Below are 20,350 nucleotides of genomic sequence, written 5' to 3' on the forward strand. Positions count from 1 at the left end.
CCATGGCGCAAGCTAAAAAATCCGTAGATATCAAAAACATACGTAATTTCTCGATTATTGCTCACATTGACCATGGTAAATCAACCTTGGCGGATCGATTCATTCAAATGTGTGGTGGTTTACAAGATCGTGAGATGCAAGCTCAAGTATTGGACTCTATGGAACTTGAGCGTGAGCGAGGGATTACCATTAAAGCCGCGTCAGTCACCTTGTATTACACGCACCCAAATGGTCAAGAATATCAATTAAACTTCATTGATACTCCAGGACACGTTGACTTCTCTTATGAAGTATCACGTTCTTTGGCAGCATGTGAAGGGGCATTGTTGGTTGTTGATGCTGCACAAGGTGTTGAGGCACAGTCAGTAGCAAACTGCTATACGGCGATTGAGCAAGGTCTAGAAGTTTTACCCATCTTAAACAAGATTGATTTACCTCAAGCTGAACCTGAGCGTGTCATTCACGAAATTGAAGAAATTATCGGGATTGAAGCAACAGATGCACCGACGTGTTCAGCAAAAACAGGTTTGGGTGTTGAAGGTGTTTTAGAGCGTTTAGTTGATGTTATTCCTGCACCAGAAGGTGATCGTGATGCACCTTTACAAGCATTGATTATCGACTCATGGTTCGATAACTACCTTGGTGTGGTATCGCTTGTTCGTATTAAACAAGGTCGTATCCGTAAAGGCGACAAAATGTTGGTGAAGTCTACAGGTCAAACACATCCAGTCACCTCAGTAGGCGTATTCAATCCAAAGCATACTGAAACCGATATTTTGGAAGCTGGTGAAGTAGGCTTCGTTATTGCTGGGATTAAAGATATTTTTGGTGCGCCTGTAGGCGACACGATTACTTTGTCGAACACACCAGATGTTGCTATTTTACCAGGCTTTAAAAAGGTTAAACCACAAGTCTATGCGGGTCTTTTCCCAATTGATTCAAGTGACTTTGAACCATTCCGTGAAGCACTACAAAAATTACAAATTAACGATTCAGCATTATTCTTTGAACCAGAAAGTTCAGATGCTTTAGGCTTCGGTTTCCGTTGTGGATTCTTGGGCATGCTACATATGGAAATCGTACAAGAGCGTTTAGAGCGTGAGTATGATCTTGATTTGATTAGCTCTGCACCAACAGTAATTTATGAAGCGCTCACCAAAAAAGGTGACATCATTTATATCGACAGTCCGTCGAAAATGCCAGATGGTTCAACAGTTGAAGATTTACGTGAGCCAATTGCTGAATGTCATATTCTTGTCCCACAAGAATATTTAGGTAATGTGATGACTTTATGTATCGAGCGTCGCGGCGTTCAAAAAGACATGAAGTTTTTGGGTAACCAAGTATCGATCACTTTTGAAATTCCTATGGCAGAAGTGGTGATGGATTTCTTTGATAAGTTGAAATCTTGTTCACGTGGTTTTGCATCTTTAGATTATAACTTTGTACGTTTTGAAAGTTCATCTTTAGTTAAGGTTGACGTGTTAATTAATAGTGAAAAGGTCGATGCCTTGGCTATGATTTGTCACCGTCAAGATGCACGTCATCGTGGTATTGCTTTGGTTGAGAAGATGAAAGATTTGATCCCTCGCCAAATGTATGATGTCGCTATTCAAGCTGCGATTGGTGCGCAAATCATTGCACGTTCTACTGTAAAAGCCATGCGTAAAAACGTATTGGCAAAATGTTATGGTGGTGATGTTTCACGTAAGAAGAAACTTCTTGCGAAACAAAAAGAAGGTAAGAAACGTATGAAGCAAGTAGGAAGTGTTGAGATTCCTCAGGAAGCATTCTTGGCCGTATTGAAAGTTGATAGATAAAAAAGAGGCTAGGTAAATATATTTACCTAGCTATAAAACGAGCAGCTAGACTGCGGGAGAGGGCGTGTGGATTTTGATTTTAATTTGATTCTGGTACCAGTTACACTGATTTTTTTTCTCGTGTGGCTGCTCGATAAATTTGTACTAAAACAACGTGCAAACAAAGGGCGTGATCAGGAAAATTTTGTCGTTACATGGGCATATGACTTTTGGCCTGTATTGGCTGTTGTGTTAATCCTCCGTTCTTTCTTATATGAACCATTTAATATTCCATCTGATTCTATGGTGCCAACCTTAGAAACAGGTGATTTTATTTTAGTAAATAAATTTGATTATGGTGTGCGTTTGCCAATCGTGAATGCAAAAGTGATTGATGTTGGTGAGCCAAAACGTGGTGAGGTTATTGTATTTCGCTATCCACCACAACCAACGATTAGCTATATTAAGCGAGTAGTGGGTTTGCCTGGAGATCATATTCAGTTTAAATCTGGTCAATTGATTATTAATGGTCAACAGATTGCCAAAGTTGCAACTGAATTCAAACGTGAAAAAGATCAATTGGAAACACCAACGGTTTACTATTTTAAAGAGACATTAGGTGAACACCAACATTTGATTCGCTATTTGGATGGTCGGAATCCTTTAGCGGAACAATTCCAGTTTGCAAAGTTACGCGGCGCGGAAGCATTGGTTCCATTTGTTGCTAAAGAGAATAATGTGTTTATTCAGAGTAATGGGCAAGATTGGGAAGTAACCGTTCCAAAAGGGCAATATTTCGCAATGGGTGATAACAGAGATCAGAGTGCAGATAGCCGTTTCTGGGGATTTGTACCTGAAGCAAATTTGACGGGTCGAGCTTTTTATATTTGGATGCATAAAGAGCCTGGTTTTAACCTGCCAAGTTTTAACCGAAATGGTAAGATTAACTAATAAAAATACATAGGAAGTATGAAGATGCGTAAATCTCAACAAGGTGCATCATATATCGCAATATTATTTGGGGTCATTTTATTTGCAATTGCTGTGAAAGCAGCTGTCGCAATTTGGCCGGCTTATTGGGATGATAAAATTATTGATACACAAATTCAGGAATTGCTAAAAGAAAGTCCTGATAATGTAACTCCAGCAAAATTTGCAGCCCAAATGGAGCAACGAATGGAAATGAATAATGTAAGAGACTTACGTTTTTCAGAGATTGCCCAAGTGACATACGCAGATGATCTAGTTGTAAAGAAAAAGTATGAAGTGCGTAAGCCTTTCATGTTGAATATTAGTTTAGTGATGAATTTTGAGAAGACTTTTGACCAAAAATCTGCAAAACAAGCTCAATGATACTCGGCTGCAAGTACGAATAGGTCACCAATTTCAACAAGCTGATTTGTTGAAATTGGCTTTAACCCATCGTTCTGTGAGTCATAAGCACAATTATGAGCGCCTAGAATTTCTAGGTGATGCATTATTAGGGATGATCGTTGCAAATTATTTGTACAATGCCTATCCCCTAGAAAATGAAGGTCGTTTAACGCGAATGCGTGCGACTTTAGTTCGACAGGAAGCATTGGGGAAAATTGCAAATGACTTGCAATTGAGTCGGTCACTTATTTTGAGTACAGGCGAATTGAAATCTGGTGGGCATCATCGAGAGTCCATTCTTGCGGATACTGTAGAAGCGATTATTGGTGCTATTTATTTAGACAGTAATGATCTCAACTTGCTAGAGCGCATTGTGTTAAAATGGTATGAACCATATCTTGATCATATCGAACCGACAGATCAACTGAAAGACCCGAAATCACGTTTGCAAGAGTATTTACAAGCACGTAAAAAACCTCTCCCAGTTTACGAGGTTGTAGATATTCAGGGTGATGCCCCTAATCAACATTTCAAAGTGGAATGTGATGTACTGGGATTGCCAAAAATTATAGGCGAGGGCTCAAGTCGTCGTTTTGCTGAACAAACAGCAGCGGCAGAAATTTTAAAATTATTGGAGCAATAACCTGATGTCTCATTCAGAAGAAAATAAGCCAGAAGCAACTGAACAGCAAGATGGCAATAATGTCGTTGATCAATTTTTTAGTTCTCAAGGAACCACAATTCCTTCAGATTTCAAAAGCGGTTTTGTTGCAATTGTTGGTCGCCCAAATGTAGGCAAATCAACTTTGATGAACCACATTCTGGGTCAAAAACTATCAATTACCTCACGTAAGCCACAAACTACACGTCACAAAATTGTCGGTATTGATTCGCGTGAAAAATCACAAGCAGTATTTGTGGATACGCCTGGGATGCATAAAAAAGAAGTGCGTGCCATCAATAAGATGATGAACCGTGCTGCACACTCAGCATTGCGTGATGTGAACTTGGTTTTATTTGTGGTTGATGCACAAAAGTGGACTCAAAACGATGAATTAGTTTTGGAAAAGCTTAAAAATGCAGAAATGCCAGTCATTCTTGTGATCAACAAATTAGATACTTTTGAGAATAAAAATGAGGCATTGCCACTGATTCGTGAGCGTGCCAAGTTAATGAGTTTTGCTGAAATTGTTCCAGTATCAGCATTACGTGGCGCAAATCTAGATCATTTACGCGACACGATTGAAAAATATCTGCCATACCAACCACCTTTGTATTCATTAGATCAGATTACCGATCGTTCGGAACGTTTCCTTGCGAGTGAAATTATTCGTGAGAAAATTATGCGTCAGTTGGGTGAAGAGCTTCCATACGACCTAACTGTGCAAATTGAATCGTTTAAAACTGAAGAAGCGACAGTAAATGAAAAAACAGGTCGTTTAAAGCCACCTTGTACTTATATTGATGCAACAATTTTTGTTGAACGCCAAGGGCAAAAAGCGATTGTAATTGGTGATAAGGGTGCGAAGCTAAAAAGCATTGGTATGGATGCACGTGCGGACATGGAAAAAATGTTCGAACAAAAAATCATGTTGACACTTTGGGTGAAAGTCAAAGGCGGTTGGTCTGATGATGAGCGTGCACTGAAAAGCTTAGGTTATAGCGATATTTAAGACAATGAAGACTGGTATGAACACAATTGTTAGATTCTTTACTCTTGTGACATGTGTATGGATGTTACAAGGGTGTATCTATAAAGTTGTGACCGTACCAGTTAAAATTGCTTATAAAACGACAAAGGGTGTTGTTAAAGGAACTGCTGCTGTTGTTGGCGTAGTGATTCCTGATAGCGATGATGAAGAGCATAAGAGTGAAAAACAAAAGGACTAGTATCATTCTATGATGCGTAACGAAGTCCTACATGGCTATTTAATTCATCACCGTAAATATCGCGAAAAGAGCCATATTGTGCATTTATATACGCAAGAATATGGTCGAGTAGATGGGATTATAAGACAAACTCCTCCACCGCAATATCAACCGATTCGTCTACAAGCTTCGGGCAAATCTGAACTTAAAAATTTCACCAAATTAGAAATTCTAAATCAGCCTGTATTCTTTCATGGTGATGCATTTTTTGCTGGTTTTTATTTAAATGAAATTCTATTGCGATTATGTCCTCTTGAAGAAGCGATGCCGCATACTTTTGAGCAATATCAACTGACTTTATTGCAATTACAGCAACTCGCTTCACATGAATCTGCGGCTTTATTTTTGCGGCAAATCTTACGTCAATTTGAGCATGTATTATTACAAGAATTAGGATATGCGATTGATTTCTCGGTTGATGCAAGCCAACAAGAGATTCTACCACTTCAGCATTACCAATTTCAGTTGAATGATGGTTTCATCCCTGTTGCACAAGCTTCACGCTCAACAATTCCGGGTAGTTTGATTGCGACTATGCAAAGTTATCAAGATGAGCAGGATTTTTCTCACGAACAGTTGCAATTATTGGGTAAACTATACCGCCAAATGATTAGCTCTTTGTTGGGTGATCGACCACTGAAAAGTCGTCAACTGTGGATTCAAAATACGCAAACTTAATTTTTCTAAAGTGTTTTCACAATACTTTGGGTGATAAACGATAGGACATTTTTATGGCTGCAATCTTAGGTGTAAACATTGATCATGTTGCAACATTAAGACAAGCACGTGGTACAACTTACCCTGATCCAGTTCAGGCTGCTTTGGTCTGTGAAGAGGCGGGTGCAGAGGGGATTACTTTGCATTTGCGTGAGGATCGCCGCCATATCCAAGATGATGATGTACGCCGCATGCGCCCATTGTTGAAAACACGTATGAATCTTGAATTGGCTGTGACCGATGAAATGGTTGAGTTTGCCAAAGAAATTCAACCACAGCATGTGTGTTTTGTCCCTGAACGTCGTCAAGAAGTGACCACCGAAGGTGGCTTAGATGTAGTTGGTAATTTTGACAAAGTCAAAGCGGCAACCGAAGCACTTAAGGCGATTGGTAGTGATGTATCATTATTTATTGATGCAGACCTTGCACAAATTGATGCAGCAGTTGCTTGTGGTGCGCCGACCATTGAAATTCATACAGGTGCTTATGCTGATGCCGAGACTGATCAGCAGCAACAAGCAGAATTAGCCCGTATTATTAAAGGTGCTGAATATGCGGCTGCTAAAGGTTTAATTGTGAATGCTGGGCATGGTTTGCATTTGGGTAATGTTGCTGCGATTGCTGCGATTCCACACATCCATGAATTAAACATTGGGCATTCAATTATTGCTGATAGTGTATTTGTCGGTCTGGCTCAAGCGGTAAAAGAGATGAAAGCAGCAATTCAGGCTGCTGCGAGATAAGTTGATGAGTAGTGTAAATTATGATGAGTTGATGCAACCCGTAATTCATTTTTTGGGTTGTAGCACTCCTCAAGCATGGTTAGATGAAGCGATAAATAATCTTGATATCTTAATGCAAGACCATGCCAATTGCGAAAAGAAAGCAGCAGGCACAGCAATGAACTTGATGTTCCGCTACAGTTTCTTTACTGACTTACAGGTGAAGTTAGCACAACTGGTACGTGAAGAAATGCTGCATTATGAACAGGTTTTAGAATTCATGACTAAGCGTGGTCAAGAATGGAAAGGTTTGAGCGCAGGGCGTTATGCAGGTGAATTGCGTAAAGAAATCCGTACTTATGAACCTGAAGCATTGATTGATGTCATGATTATTGGTGCATTTGTAGAAGCACGTTCTTGTGAAAGATTCTATTCACTTGCACCGATAGTGGATGATGAGTTGGGACGTTATTATCGTTACTTACTTAAATCGGAATCTCGCCATTTTGAAGATTATTTGGCACTGGCTTTGGATGTTGCAAAAACAGCGAAGCTCAAAGATCCAGAAGAAGATATACAGAAACGAATTGAATATATTCGTGAAGTAGAAAAAAATCTGATCCTCAGCCCTGATGATACTTTTCGCTTTCATAGTGGTGTGCCTACGTAACATGTAGCATAGTGTAAGCATAAATGAGAAGAGGGTGAACAATGTTTGCCCAGACCATTTGTATGAGAAATAGTGACAGAATTAGATAATGTGTAAATAACAAAAATACAGGCAAAGAATAAAGATGAAAATCATCGGTGAAAATCGTTATAAAGATTTTTTTGATCAAATGATTTATAGCTACGGGATAGATGAGGCTGTGGTATTGGATCGTACCATTTATAATGCCAAAACCTTTGCTACACTTGATTTAGCAGGGGTGGGCTTTGGTTTTCCTCATCAATATTGGTATTGGTATAATGGCAAGGATAAGCAGAATTTAAGTCCTGAGCAACGCTATAAAAAATTAATCACTGATATTCGCAATGCCAGTTATTTGAATCATAAAAGTTATGTTGGTAATGAAGCTTATGAATATATAGTCTTGTATTACCAGAAGAAATTGTATTGCCTTTATTATAAAAAACAATTTGATACGCTTGGTCAAGTTATTTTAATCAATGAAAAAACGCTACAAACTATCTACCATCATAAAATCAAGATATTATATGAATTTGACAGCCAAAAACCCTTAACGAATCCTGCACCGAAAAAATTAATTCTATTTTCCCAAACCCATAAAATGCCGTATTTTGTGTTGTTAAATCAGCATGGTACCACATTAGCGTATACGCAATTTTTCCCGCTATGGACGATTCATCAATATCAAATTATATTTGATCTGGTTGAAACCTATCAATATATTGAAAACTTTATTCTTGAAAATATTGCAGAACCTTCCATTCAAAGTAATAACAATAAAATCACCGCTCATGGTTTTGATTTAAAAAGTTCATTTCGGCATGCTAAAAAATAGCTATAAAAAATAAAAAGCCCTGATCAGTGATCAGGGCTTTTTAGAATCTTGGCTCTCCCACCTGGGCTCGAACCAGGGACCTGCGGATTAACAGTCCGTCGCTCTACCGACTGAGCTATGGGAGAATCTGAGTGCCATTATAGGCAGCTTTTAAAATTGGTCAAGTTGAAAATGCCATGTTTTCTTCATTTTTAGGTTGTATGCTTTTTATTTGCACAATTATGATGAGTTGAGAAAAATAACTTGAACTTTGAGTAGGCTATTGTTAGATTCAAATGAGAAAAACGTTTAGATATTTATCTAAACAGTGTGGATTTAACCCTACTTGCCAGCACTAAAATGGCTAAATCGGAGGTCAAAATGACTACTCTTCGTATTCAATCTATTTTTGCTAATTTGTGTTTTTATCAAGAACACTATCTCGAAATTATCCAAAGTTCTGAGCAATATTACACACCAGTAGAACATTCATTTTTAAATACTTTTCCATTTAAGCAACAAACCTTATTTTTAGGTGATTTATTGCAACTTTGGTTTGGTCATAAATGGAAAATTCAAAATTCTGAAAATTTATTAATCGCAAAGAATACATTGACGATCAATCAAAATTCACCTTTGTATTTATTTCAATTGGGGGGTGAGCTTATTCTAGGTGCAAATACGGCATTGGCTTGGTCAGTTGCAGAAGAGAGAATTGTATCAGTGCAGGTGAAAAGTATTTGGCAATATGCGGTATTTAGCCACCTATGTACTCGACCGAAAGTATTTAAGAAAAATAAAGCAATTGCATAGGGCTTAATAGCCCCTTTGCCGTATCATTATGGTCGAATAATCATGCAGGTTGCAGTTGCATGTGCATACAATTTTCCATCAGCATCAACGATTTTTCCTTCAGAAATCCCCAAATTTTTGCTGATGTTAATAATGTTACCTATTGCTGTGAGCTTTTGGTTTTTAGGAATAGGGCGGCACATTTTAATATTGAGATCAATTGTGCCATATCCTACACCTACTTCTAAAAGAGTATGAATGGCACAGCCTGTTACTGAATCTAGTACAGTTGCAGCAAAGCCACCATGTATGCCACCTAGTGGATTGATGTGTCGATGGTCGGCTTGAACTTCAAATTTGATATATCCTTCGGCAACTTCTATTGGCTGCATGGGGATGGTTTCACTGATACTGGCAGGTGGAATGTTGCCTTCACACATTGCAGTTAGAAACTCAAGTCCATTCATTTCTTTAGGGTGTTTCATCTTTAAATTCCTTTATTAAGTTCCAAAATGGAACTTAATATTTAAAATAATCTGTGTATGCAAAAGTGTCAAGGTTCTTATTCGCTAACATGATGTTTTACAAATTGTTCGTTGCTAAATATAGGCTTTGTTTTATGCTCTTTAAAACCGTATTGATAACAATTTTGAATAAAAGGTAAATGAATAATGAACGGACAATGTGTTTGTGGTGAAACCACGTTTGAAGTTGAATTAAGAAATCATGATGTTCATGCTTGCCACTGTTCAATTTGTCGTAGGCAGACCAGTGGTGTGATTATGACCATTGATGTAGAGCAGGGAAGTCTAAAGTTTTTAAAGCAAGCGCATCTCTCAATTTATAATTCTTCTGCTTGGGGTGAGCGAGGTTTTTGTAATGCCTGTGGTACGACCTTATTTTGGCGGACTAAAGATCAGAGCTATTGCAATATCAATGCATTTTCGTTAAATGAACAACCGAATGATTTAAATTTTGATATGGAAATTTATATTGATAGTAAACCTGAATTTTATGCTTTCCAAAACTCAACCAAAAAATTGACTGAAGCGGATGTGATCGCTTTGTTTAATGGTGTGTCAGCAGAATGAGTTGAATGGACTAAATAAAGGCATAAAAAAAGAAGCTTCATGGGAAGCTTCTTTTTATTAAAAATTATTGAGCTGCTTTTTCAGCTTCGATAGATGCGATTGCAGCATCTACACCATCAATTGAATCAGCTGCTTTTTTAATACGCGCTAAAGCATCAACTAACACTTCGTCAGCAGTTGCATAAGAAATACGCATAAAGCCACCTAAACCAAATGCATCGCCTGGTACAACAGCTACACCTGTTTCTTCAAGTAACCATTCAGAGAACTCTGTGCAAGATTTTAAACCTTTGGCACGAATCAATGGACGGATGTTTGCATAGGCATAGAATGCACCGTCAGCAGGTAAGCAAGAAATACCATTGATTTCATTTAAACCATTTACAACTAAATCATGACGGCGTTTAAATGCCTCAATCATTGGTTGAAGTACATCTTGTGGACCATTTAATGCTGCTTCAGCCGCAACTTGTGAAATTGACGTTGGGTTAGACGTTGATTGAGATTGGATGTTTTTCATCGCACCAATCAGTTTTGCAGGACCAGCTGCATAACCAATACGCCAGCCTGTCATTGCATAGGCTTTTGATACACCATTCAACACAATGGTACGGTCATATAAATCAGGTGCAATTGTTGCGATGTTGTAGAACTCATCTTCCCAGCGGATTGGTTCATACATATCATCAGAAGCAATCAAAACTTGTGGGTGACGGCGAAGAACATCAGCCAACGCTTCTAATTCAGCTTTGGTGTAGATCATACCTGTCGGATTTGATGGGCTATTTAATACCACTAAACGTGTATTTGGAGTAATTGCTGCTTCTAATTGTTCAGGTGTGATTTTGAAACGTTGTTCTTCACCACATTTCACAATAACTGGCGTACCTTCAGCAATGATGACCATATCTGGATAGCTCACCCAGAATGGCGCAGGAATAATGACTTCATCGCCTTTGTTTAGTAAAGCAAGTGCCAAGTTAAAGAAACTTTGTTTACCACCGCAAGAAACCAAGATTTGGTTTGCTTGATAATCTAAATTATTATCGCGCTTTAATTTTGCAATAATTGCTTTTTTCAAGCTTGGAGTGCCGTCTACAGCTGTATATTTTGTAAAGCCTTTATTAATCGCTTCAATTGCAGCATCTTTGATATGTTGAGGGGTATCAAAGTCTGGTTCGCCTGCACCTAAACCAATCACGTTTTTACCCGCAGCTTTAAGCTCAGCAGCTTTATTGGTTACTGCAAGTGTAGGGGACGGTTTGATGGCATTGACACGATCAGAGAGACGTACGTCCACGGCATTATTCCTTCTTATGGGATTAGAAAATAAAAAAGCACGCCATTTTAGCCTAAATCGATTGGATTGTGGCTGAAACTTACCTTGATTGAATAAAAAGTTACCAAATTATAGGTCTTGGTATGATTGAGATTTTTTTACATATTTTATTTTTATCAAAATAGCAAAAATCTATTACAATGGGCGCTAGAAATGTAGATTTCGAGAGAATTCCAATGACTGCGCAACAACCAAAAGCCAAAAAAGCTTTGGTGAAATTACCATTCCCTTTACCATCGACCCAAGATGATTCGAACGAACAAGCAACGCATAATCAGGTACGACCAAAACCTGAGCAATATGCGGATCGAACTTGGATGCCACCTCGTGGAACGCGTCGTTCGATGGGGAAACGATAGTTTTTGATAGAGGGTACTTATTACTACAGTAGCTTCCTAGAAAATGAGTCGATAAAAAAAGCCAATGACACGTTTATATAAACGCATCATTGGCTTTTTTCATTTGCTTAATTTTTTATTTATTACCGATCTTAAATGCTGCTAAGAATGCAGTTGGTTTATTGGCATCAAACACAATTCCGTCTAAACGGCTGGTTTGTGGTGGTTTTATGAATGTTGCTGTTGCAAGGTTTGGAAATTGTTCTTTTTTCATTTTGCCTTCAGCGATTAAACTATTTGCAGCCTTTGTGTAGATGTCTGGGCGATAGGCTTTTTGAGCGGTTTCAAGGTACCAATTATTCGGTTTAGTCTCCGCAATTTGTCCCCAGCGACGCATTTGAGTTAACCACCAGATTGCATCTGAATAGTAAGGAATACCATATTGTCCTGTAAAGAAAGTATTAAATGATTTTAACGGGCGAATATCTCCTTTTTCATATTCAAAAACACCTGTCATGCTATGTAAAATCACATCTTCATCAACACCAATATAATTGGGTTGAGAAATTATCTTAGCGGCTTCTTTGCGGTTAATACGATCATTTTCATCTAACCAGTTTGATGCACGAATGAGTGCTTTTACAACTTTTACTGTGGTATTTGGATTTTGTTCTGCAAACGATGTTGTAACTCCAAATACTTTATCAGCACCATTATCCCATAATACGTCAGAAGTCATGACAGGAACACCAAAGCCTTTTTTCACCGCTTTTTGATTCCATGGTTCACCGACTGAATATCCTAAGGTTGTCCCTGTTACCATTTTCGCCATCATTTCTGGTGGTGGTACAACTGAAAGGGTTACATCGGCACCAATGTTGCCACTCAAATCATTTTTGTTTGGATCATACATACCTGGGTTGATACCACCAGCAGCTAACCAATAGCGCAACATATAATTATGTGTGCCTGTTGGAAAAGTCATACCTAAATTAAAAGGCTTATTTTTTTGTTTATATTGATCTACAACTGGTTTAAGTGCTGATGCACTAATAGGATGCTGCGGTTTATCATCTTTTAGCGGAATATTCTTTTTCATCTCCGCCCATATTGCATTGGAAACAGTAATACCAGCACCATTGTAAGACATGGTGAATGGCGTGATGATTTCTGTACCGCTTGGTGTTGCAGTCATTGAAGCAAGTGGCATTGCAGCAAGCATTTGCGCGCCGTCTAATTCACCTTTTTGTACACGTGTATATAACAACTTCCAGTTGGGTTGTACTTCGAGTTGGACTGATAGCCCTTCGTCTTTAAAAAAACCTTTCTCAACAGCAATGGCTAAAGGTGCCATATCTGTTAGTTTAACAAAACCAATTTTTAGCGCCGTTTTTTCTGTGGTTGATTGAGCTGCGTTACTATCAGGGGATGGATGGCAGCCAGTGACTAATAAAAGAAGGCTCGCCATATAAGATATGATGAATGCCTTATTAAAAAATACTTTTCTCATTTAATTCCCCGTCAATAATAAACATCAATAGATACAAAGCAAAAAACATACCATCATTGTTATTTTTTGTAAGTTATTGAGATTGCTTCAATTTTATACACTTGTATGGATTTTGGTGTTTGCGACTTTTATGATGATTTTTTATTAAATATCATTATCTTATAATTTATTTTGGGGCTGTAGTAGATAAGGTTAAATATCAGTCCAATTTAATAGTGTTTTCAACTGTTGCTTTGGGCTGCCATAATTAAATCGAAACTCACATTCTTTAATAAACAATGAAAAGGCATTTCGGTCAATACCATTGTATTTTCGAAGCACTCTTTTTGCCTGATTCCAAAAGTTTTCAATTCCATTGATATGATTTTGACCATCAGCAAAATTGCTTGAATGATTGATTCTATAGTGACTAAATCCTGCAACATCCAAAGCATTATAACTATGCCAATGATCTGTATAAACAACGCTATCAGGAGTGATTTTATTTGATATTACAGGCATTAGGGTGCTCGATTTAGTATCAGGTACAATGACCGTATAGACTTTACCATTGCGCTTGAGTAAACCAAAAACAATCACTTTACCAGCAGCACCTCTACCACGCTTTCCTTTACGCACTCCACCAAAATAGCTTTCATCCAATTCGATCTGTCCTTGAAACACTTCAATGGCATCTTGGTCAAGGTGAAATATAATGATTTGACGAATTTTCCTATAGAACAATGCTGCGGAATTAGGTTGAATTCCCAATAAATTAGCAGCAGTTCTAGCGGTAACTTCGGCAATGAAAAACTCTAATAACCTTATTTGAATTTTTCTATTTAATTTACATCTAGTTATCTTCATAAAAGTAGATTATCACAAGGCTAATCTACTACAGCCCCTTTATTTTTTGTGGATTTTGGATGTTGTAACCAAATTGTAATTATGGGAAGAATCAAGTTTTATGCTTGAAGGATAAAACCTGATTCATCATCGAGTGAGTTAATGTTTTTTTAAGGTGCGGTGAAGAGGGTGTTTAATGTTGATTTTGCCCTGCCATAAAGCAATAAAGTCTTGCTCATCGAAATCATAGAGCTCCATTAATGCCATAATTGCACTAACAAAGATCATCGAACCTTCAGAATTATCATGAAAATCAAATATTTTGCCATTTAACTTGGCTAAGATATCGTTAATTTCATGCTCTCGTCCACGCCCATAACGGTCACGAGGGTAAAGTTCTTCATTCAGTACAATTAAGGCGATTGCTTTTTCGGCAGTCGATAATTGAGTTTGCTCTAATGCTTCTTCAAAAGATTCATAGCCATGATTAAAATAAAAGATAACTTCATCACAGATAAAACTATGCACCATTTGGGCTGTTAAATCAGGGAATTGGGAAATGGCATCTTCTTCTATATAAGGTCGAAAAGATTCTGGGAAAATCACATTTGGGTGAATGCCTTTAAATAAGGGTGCAATCTCAGAAACTTTGTATCCTGCAATACCACAGCCAAGTGCTGTTAAAAAGTATTTCATCTTTGGATGATTTTTAGCGTAGACCTTAAAATCATCGACATAGTGCTCAATTTGAGAAAGTGGCATTTGTTGGACATGTTCGTTTAATGTTGGAATGGCAAAACTTTGCCCAGCCCATCCACGCCCAACACCTTTGACCGCAGCAAAATGTTGTGCGGCGACACGTGCTGCACCGCTATCATGTATTCCAGCCAAGTTGCTGCCAAATACAAATACGGTATCTTCTGGAAGTTCGGTAATAATGCTTTCATCGTGATATTGATAAGACATATTTTTTATCATTCAAATGTATATTGATCTCATGTTGCAACTGATTGAATGAGGGGTCAATAGTGCTTTCGATATTTCTTTGTGATGATTTTAGTATTGCTGCTTGAGTTCGCTATGATGTGATCGTTTAAGCGAAAATTGATGGGTAAATATTGGAAAAGAAACGAAAGTTTGAGCGGAATGCAATTAGAGCATCAAATCAAAAGAGATCCGATTTCGACCATTTGTTTTTGCTTGGTAAAGCAAATCGTCTGCGCGTTGTAATGCATATTCAATGTCATGCACATTATGGATATGTGTGAGTCCATAACTCGCCGTCATTTTAATTTGGTAATGGGTAAAGCTCGTTTGTTCAAGTAACATTTTATAATGTTCTATTCGTGCTAAGGCAGCTGCCGCATCTTCTGCTAAAAAGAGACAAATAAATTCTTCTCCACCAAAACGAGCAATAAGATCATTTGGCTGCTTATCCTGTAACATCATCTGGCTGACGCCATATAAGATTTGATCACCAATATAATGCCCCCACGTATCATTGATGGTTTTGAAATGATCTAGATCTAGGCTAACCAAGAAATAGGATTGAGATGAAAGTGGAAGGGATGCACTTCTTTCAAAGAAACCACGACGATTCAATAAGTGGGTGAGTGGGTCGTGTAAACGGTCATTGTTGAGGTGATGAATGACATCTTTAATCGCGCAGCCACTCAATACAATTGCAAATAGAATATTCAAAATGATATTGATTGACATACCCAGTAACCACAATGAAGATGAAGTTAAACTGACATGGTTATGGTCGATATGTTCTAAAAATAGGAAATTGATTATGGCTCTGATGAATGAGTAAAGCACGTTAAGAAAATAAAAAATAAGTACCCAACGATCAAATGATTGGCTTTTGGGTAGTTGACGGAAAAGTGCAGGAATAACGAGTAATCCAACGCTCCCTAAAGCAAGGTTAAGGATAATCAGCCGCAACCATATTTGAGGTATAACATATGAATAATAGGTTAAGGCAGCAAGGGCGGAAAATATAATCAAAAACGCTAATTTGTGTTGGAACGTGGTATGAAGTTTTAGACTGATGGCATAAGCCCCAAACCAACTTCCTAATAAATAGAGTACTGCTGTGAATGGTGCTGCTAAGGTCAGTTGAGAGTTTGACATAAGGCATTGAGCAAACAATGCAATTGAAGGAATTGTATATGCCAATCCAATCCACAATAAAAAAATATCAGCCTTAAAAATGAGGCGACAGCAAGTAAATGCCAAACCAATAAAGAACAGGCAACTGGGGACAATTAATATAAAATATTGTGCATTGAGTGAATTCACAGTAATTTTTTTAAGTTCTTGATATTTTTGAATGCTATAGATTAATGTGCTTTGATGTGTAAATTCAACATACTTATCTAAAATTTCAAAAAATTGAGTAAAAACTCTAGGTTTTTAGGTCTTATTTTAATGATTAGTAAAATATGGATGCATGTATGTCTATGTTTAGAAATTTTCTAGTTAAATACAGAAAAATAATTGTAAATTGAGTAAATTGCCTCCATTTATAGGGCATATTTTTTAAAAGAGTATTCTTGTGAGCGAAAACCAACCTTTTGAATTAGTCACCAACTATCAACCTGCGGGGGATCAACCACAGGCGATTGAGAAATTGGTTAATGGTATTGAGCAAGGTCTTCGTAATCAGTTATTACTTGGCGTTACGGGTTCAGGTAAGACTTATACCATGGCAAATGTGATTGCGCAGACACAGCGTCCGACCATCGTCATGGCACATAATAAGACACTTGCGGCACAGCTTTATGGTGAGTTTAAAGCCTTTTTTCCGAATAATGCGGTTGAGTATTTCGTGAGTTATTATGATTATTACCAACCCGAAGCTTACGTGCCATCATCGGATACCTTTATCGAAAAAGATTCCGCAATCAATGATCATATTGACCAAATGCGCCTTTCTGCTACACGGGCATTATTAGAACGCCGTGATGCGATTATTGTGGCATCTGTTTCTGCGATTTATGGTTTAGGTGATCCAAATGCTTATATGCAAATGTTATTGCATATCGTACAAGGCGATCGAATCAGTCGTGATGACATCATCCGCCGTTTGGTAGAAATGCAATATACCCGTAATGAATTGGAGTTCTTGCGTGGTACGTATCGTATTCGTGGTGAAATTATTGATATTTTCCCTGCTGAATCTGATCAAGATGCGATACGGGTTGAACTGTTTGATGATGAAGTAGATTCGATTCGCTGGTTTGATCCTCTTACAGGTAAGTTAGTACGTAAAGTGCCACGTGTGACGATTTATCCAAAAAGCCACTACGTTACGCCAAAAGATCATTTAACTCGTGCGATTGACACCATTAAAGATGAATTAAAAGATCAGCTCAAATTTTTTAAAGAGCAGGATAAGTTATTAGAAGCACAGCGTATTGAGCAACGTACACGTTATGATTTAGAAATGATGCAGCAATTGGGTTATACCAATGGGATTGAAAACTATTCACGTCATCTCTCAGGGCGTACAGCAGGCGAAGCACCACCAACCTTATTTGATTATATCCCTGAAGATGCTTTATTGATTATTGATGAATCGCATGTCACCGTCCCACAGATTGGTGCGATGTATAAAGGCGATCGTTCACGTAAAGAGAATTTAGTGAATTATGGTTTCCGTTTGCCAAGCGCTTTAGATAATCGTCCAATGAAATTTGAGGAATGGGAAAGGATTGTTCCAACAACGGTCTTTGTCAGTGCGACCCCTGCGCGTTATGAATTAGAAAAATCAGAACGAATTGTTGAACAAGTGGTGCGTCCTACAGGTTTGATTGACCCTGAGATTGAAGTACGTCCAGTGCTTACACAAGTCGATGATGTGCTGTCAGAGATTAATATTCGTAAACAATTAAATGAACGGGTTCTCGTGACGACTTTAACCAAACGCATGGCGGAAGATCTCACGTCTTATCTTAAAGAATACGGTGTCAAAGTTGCTTATCTGCATTCTGATATTGATACGGTTGAGCGAGTGAAGATTATCCACGAGTTGCGCACAGGTGTTCATGATGTATTGGTCGGGATTAACTTACTGCGTGAAGGTCTAGATATGCCAGAGGTTTCTTTGGTTGCGATTTTGGATGCAGACAAAGAGGGTTTCTTGCGTTCAGAACGGTCATTGATTCAAACCATTGGTCGTGCGGCTCGTAATGTGAAAGGGAAAGCGATTTTGTATGCTGACCGTATCACTGATTCGATGCGTAAGGCGATGGATGAAACAGATCGTCGCCGTAATAAGCAGATCGAATTTAATCAGCTCCATGGTATTACACCACGTAGTGCAGTGCGCCAAGTGATTAAAGAGATTGATTCAGGTGAAGTATTAACGGACGATCAAATTGATGACAAGGTGCTTGAACAAGCACAGGCAATGAGTGCAGATGAACAACATCTTTTATCTGATCCAAAGTTATTTGCGAAGCATATTACCAAACTTGAAAAAGAGATGTTAAAAGCCTCTAAAGAGTTGCAATTTGAACAAGCAGCAAGATTGCGGGATGAGATTGTTCGTTTAAAAGCATATATGTTGCAATCATAACCTCAGGTGAAAGTCCTCAAAAGTGATACATATCGCAACAGTTTTTGTTTATAAAATAGGCTATGTTGAAGAGCTAAATATATGACTATTGATAACAAATTTCTGTTTTGAGGATTTCCCATGCCTTTTATTAAAAATTTCCCAAAAGCGAGTTGGCGCCTTGCAAAGATTGCGATTGGTGGGGCTGTCCTAACTGGGGTGGCTGTTGGAACCATTGCTTATGCACAAGCAAAACCGTTACCGACAGTAGATAAAGTCGAACTCGATAAGTATTTGGGTGTTTGGTATGAGGTTGCACGTAAACCGATGTTTTTTGAACGTAAATGTGCCTATAACGTTACAGCTACTTATACTTTAAATGAAAATGGCAATGTTGTTGTTGATAATAAATGTTATGACAGCGAAGGAAATTTACAACAAAGTTTAGGTGAAGCATTTGTTGAAAATACACCATTTAATACTAAGCTTCGTGTTAGTTTTTTACCAGAAGGCGTGCGTTGGATTCCTGTGGCAAGAGGCGATTATTGGATATTAAAGTTAGACAATGATTATCAAACCGTGCTTGTGGGTGAACCACGCCGTAAATATTTATGGGTGTTGTCACGTACACCTCAGCCGAAAAAAGAAATTATTCATGAATATCTAAATTATGCCAAATCATTAGGCTATGATATCCGTGATGTGATTTACCCTGAACATCGTTAAATCAGTTATACTTGTTGGAAACCATGCATGCATGGTTTTTTTATTTTTATATAGTGGATAATTCACGTTTTTGTGAACATAATCTTCCAACTACAAAGGTTTAAAATGTTTAAAGGCATTGCTTATTCAGTTCTAGCATCGGTGACGTTTGGTGTTTTGTATTTTTATACGCAACTGCTTGGCGCATTGGATAGTGAACAAACTTTTGGTTGGCGTATTATTGCGACTTTGCCATTTTTAACGCTGTTTATGTGGTTTAGTGGCGATTTGATTCATATCAAAACCATATTGAAGCGAATTTTAGCTAAACCAAGTTTATTACTACTTTTAATGACAACTTCGCTGCTGACCTCAGCGCAATTATGGTTGTTTTTATGGGGACCTATGCATGGTCGTGGGTTACAAGTCTCTTTGGGATATTTCCTGTTGCCTTTGGTTCTTGTGCTTGCTGGAAGCTTTTTATATGGTGAGAAATTATCCAGGTTACAGTATCTCGCAGTATTTCTGGCAGTATTTGGTGTTGGACATGAGATTTGGCGTTTAGGGACAATCGCATGGGAGACGGCTTTTGTCGCTTTAGGCTATGCAGCTTATTTCATTCTTCGTAAAAAAATTCAAACTGATCACTTAGGTGGTTTTTGGTGGGATTTATTTCTGATCCTACCAATTGCGATTTTCTTCACTCAAACGGGGGATACACCCTATTTAAAGTTTGTAGAGCATCCAAGTTTAGGACTGGTCGTTTTGGGTCTTGGCTTATTCAGTGCAATTGGTTTGGGAAGTTATATTTTAGCGAGTCGCTATTTACCGCTGATTATTTTTGGCTTATTGGGCTATTTAGAACCTGTTTTATTGGCATTGGCCTCATTGGTGCTCGGCGAAAAAATTGGTGAAGGTGAATGGTTGACCTATATTCCTATTTGGTTGGCAGTATTGGTGTTGGTGATAGAAGGAGCATTACACCTCTTAAAACAAAGACAACGAAAACAACAGTTGGAGTTGAATATCAAACAGTATTCCAAACGTTTAGGTGATGATGAAGAGATTGGGCGCTGAATAAACCAGTTAAACTGGTTTTTCTTGCTTTAATTTTGAATATAAATAATAGCTTAAGTTTAT

20 protein-coding genes, 1 tRNA gene and 2 pseudogenes are annotated in these 20,350 nt (G+C 38.0%); 16 read left to right on the forward strand and 7 right to left on the reverse strand.

The window, feature by feature from the left end:
* Positions 1-2: 2 nt before the first annotated feature.
* The 10 genes from lepA (at position 3) to MMP60_RS05495 (ending at position 8,067) form a co-directional block, all read left to right on the forward strand.
* Positions 3-1,820: a translation elongation factor 4 gene (lepA, locus tag MMP60_RS05450; RefSeq protein WP_241335325.1), complete on the forward strand. Its 1,818-nt coding sequence runs from the start codon at positions 3-5 to the stop codon at positions 1,818-1,820.
* Between the two features lie 84 nt (positions 1,821-1,904).
* Complete coding sequence (gene lepB / locus MMP60_RS05455) at positions 1,905-2,750, forward strand: signal peptidase I (RefSeq protein ID WP_277603684.1); 846 nt, start codon at positions 1,905-1,907, stop codon at positions 2,748-2,750.
* 24 nt (positions 2,751-2,774) lie between these two features.
* Positions 2,775-3,152, forward strand: coding sequence for a DUF4845 domain-containing protein (locus MMP60_RS05460; RefSeq protein WP_241335327.1), 378 nt, complete (start codon positions 2,775-2,777; stop codon positions 3,150-3,152).
* On the forward strand, positions 3,121-3,816 hold the full coding sequence (rnc, locus tag MMP60_RS05465; RefSeq protein WP_241335328.1) for a ribonuclease III: 696 nt from the start codon (positions 3,121-3,123) through the stop codon (positions 3,814-3,816). The genes MMP60_RS05460 and rnc overlap by 32 nt, the downstream gene beginning before the upstream one ends.
* A 4-nt stretch (positions 3,817-3,820) precedes the next feature.
* Positions 3,821-4,846: a GTPase Era gene (era, locus tag MMP60_RS05470; RefSeq protein ID WP_241335329.1), complete on the forward strand. Its 1,026-nt coding sequence runs from the start codon at positions 3,821-3,823 to the stop codon at positions 4,844-4,846.
* 16 nt (positions 4,847-4,862) lie between these two features.
* Entirely contained in the window at positions 4,863-5,063 is a 201-nt protein-coding gene (locus MMP60_RS05475) for an NF038104 family lipoprotein (protein WP_241335330.1), read from the forward strand.
* A gap of 9 nt (positions 5,064-5,072) precedes the next feature.
* The gene (locus tag MMP60_RS05480) at positions 5,073-5,780 is read left to right on the forward strand and encodes a DNA repair protein RecO C-terminal domain-containing protein (protein ID WP_241335331.1); all 708 of its coding nucleotides are present in this window, start codon (positions 5,073-5,075) and stop codon (positions 5,778-5,780) included.
* A 53-nt stretch (positions 5,781-5,833) separates the two neighbouring features.
* On the forward strand, positions 5,834-6,562 hold the full coding sequence (gene pdxJ / locus MMP60_RS05485) for a pyridoxine 5'-phosphate synthase (protein ID WP_241335332.1): 729 nt from the start codon (positions 5,834-5,836) through the stop codon (positions 6,560-6,562).
* A 4-nt stretch (positions 6,563-6,566) separates the two neighbouring features.
* Positions 6,567-7,211, forward strand: coding sequence for a tRNA-(ms[2]io[6]A)-hydroxylase (locus tag MMP60_RS05490; RefSeq protein WP_241335333.1), 645 nt, complete (start codon positions 6,567-6,569; stop codon positions 7,209-7,211).
* 124 nt (positions 7,212-7,335) lie between these two features.
* Positions 7,336-8,067 (forward strand): hypothetical protein, encoded by a 732-nt coding sequence (locus MMP60_RS05495; RefSeq protein WP_241335334.1) that lies wholly within the window; start codon positions 7,336-7,338, stop codon positions 8,065-8,067.
* A gap of 49 nt (positions 8,068-8,116) precedes the next feature.
* Here MMP60_RS05495 and MMP60_RS05500 read toward each other — a convergent pair.
* Positions 8,117-8,192 (reverse strand) — tRNA-Asn (locus tag MMP60_RS05500).
* A gap of 235 nt (positions 8,193-8,427) precedes the next feature.
* Here MMP60_RS05500 and MMP60_RS05505 point away from each other — a divergent pair.
* The gene (locus tag MMP60_RS05505; protein ID WP_241335335.1) at positions 8,428-8,859 is read left to right on the forward strand and encodes a hypothetical protein; all 432 of its coding nucleotides are present in this window, start codon (positions 8,428-8,430) and stop codon (positions 8,857-8,859) included.
* 26 nt (positions 8,860-8,885) lie between these two features.
* Here MMP60_RS05505 and MMP60_RS05510 read toward each other — a convergent pair whose 3' ends face one another.
* Entirely contained in the window at positions 8,886-9,323 is a 438-nt protein-coding gene (locus tag MMP60_RS05510; RefSeq protein WP_241335336.1) for a PaaI family thioesterase, read from the reverse strand.
* A 186-nt stretch (positions 9,324-9,509) separates the two neighbouring features.
* Between MMP60_RS05510 and MMP60_RS05515 the strand changes: the two genes are divergently transcribed.
* The gene (locus MMP60_RS05515; protein ID WP_241335337.1) at positions 9,510-9,929 is read left to right on the forward strand and encodes a GFA family protein; all 420 of its coding nucleotides are present in this window, start codon (positions 9,510-9,512) and stop codon (positions 9,927-9,929) included.
* Between the two features lie 64 nt (positions 9,930-9,993).
* Here MMP60_RS05515 and MMP60_RS05520 read toward each other — a convergent pair.
* Positions 9,994-11,229, reverse strand: a pseudogene (locus MMP60_RS05520) (pyridoxal phosphate-dependent aminotransferase); the annotation flags it as partial.
* 215 nt (positions 11,230-11,444) lie between these two features.
* On the opposite strand from MMP60_RS05520, the gene MMP60_RS05525 reads away from it, so the two are divergent.
* Positions 11,445-11,627, forward strand: a complete 183-nt coding sequence (locus MMP60_RS05525; protein WP_241335339.1) for a hypothetical protein — start codon at positions 11,445-11,447, stop codon at positions 11,625-11,627.
* A gap of 115 nt (positions 11,628-11,742) precedes the next feature.
* Here the strand turns inward: MMP60_RS05525 and MMP60_RS05530 are convergent, their stop codons facing one another.
* From MMP60_RS05530 to MMP60_RS05545, 4 genes are all read right to left on the reverse strand, one after another.
* A complete protein-coding gene (locus tag MMP60_RS05530) occupies positions 11,743-13,116 on the reverse strand; it encodes a CmpA/NrtA family ABC transporter substrate-binding protein (protein ID WP_241335340.1) in 1,374 nt (457 codons plus the stop codon).
* Between the two features lie 192 nt (positions 13,117-13,308).
* On the reverse strand, positions 13,309-13,962 hold the full coding sequence (locus tag MMP60_RS05535; protein ID WP_241335341.1) for an IS1595 family transposase: 654 nt from the start codon (positions 13,960-13,962) through the stop codon (positions 13,309-13,311).
* Between the two features lie 138 nt (positions 13,963-14,100).
* Positions 14,101-14,907: a hypothetical protein gene (locus MMP60_RS05540; protein WP_241335342.1), complete on the reverse strand. Its 807-nt coding sequence runs from the start codon at positions 14,905-14,907 to the stop codon at positions 14,101-14,103.
* Between the two features lie 186 nt (positions 14,908-15,093).
* Positions 15,094-16,077 (reverse strand): GGDEF domain-containing protein, encoded by a 984-nt coding sequence (locus tag MMP60_RS05545; protein WP_277603685.1) that lies wholly within the window; start codon positions 16,075-16,077, stop codon positions 15,094-15,096.
* Positions 16,078-16,501: 424 nt separating this feature from the next.
* On the opposite strand from MMP60_RS05545, the pseudogene uvrB reads away from it, so the two are divergent.
* The 3 genes and pseudogenes from uvrB to rarD all read left to right on the forward strand — a co-directional run.
* A pseudogene (uvrB, locus tag MMP60_RS05550) lies at positions 16,502-18,526 on the forward strand (excinuclease ABC subunit UvrB); the annotation flags it as partial.
* Positions 18,527-18,646: 120 nt separating this feature from the next.
* Complete coding sequence (locus MMP60_RS05555) at positions 18,647-19,231, forward strand: lipocalin family protein (RefSeq protein ID WP_241335345.1); 585 nt, start codon at positions 18,647-18,649, stop codon at positions 19,229-19,231.
* 105 nt (positions 19,232-19,336) lie between these two features.
* Positions 19,337-20,287, forward strand: a complete 951-nt coding sequence (gene rarD / locus MMP60_RS05560; RefSeq protein ID WP_241335346.1) for an EamA family transporter RarD — start codon at positions 19,337-19,339, stop codon at positions 20,285-20,287.
* The last annotated feature ends 63 nt before the right edge of the window (positions 20,288-20,350 follow it).

The sequence above is a fragment of the Acinetobacter sp. ANC 4805 genome (assembly GCF_022549495.1).
In the GTDB taxonomy this organism is placed as follows: domain Bacteria; phylum Pseudomonadota; class Gammaproteobacteria; order Pseudomonadales; family Moraxellaceae; genus Acinetobacter.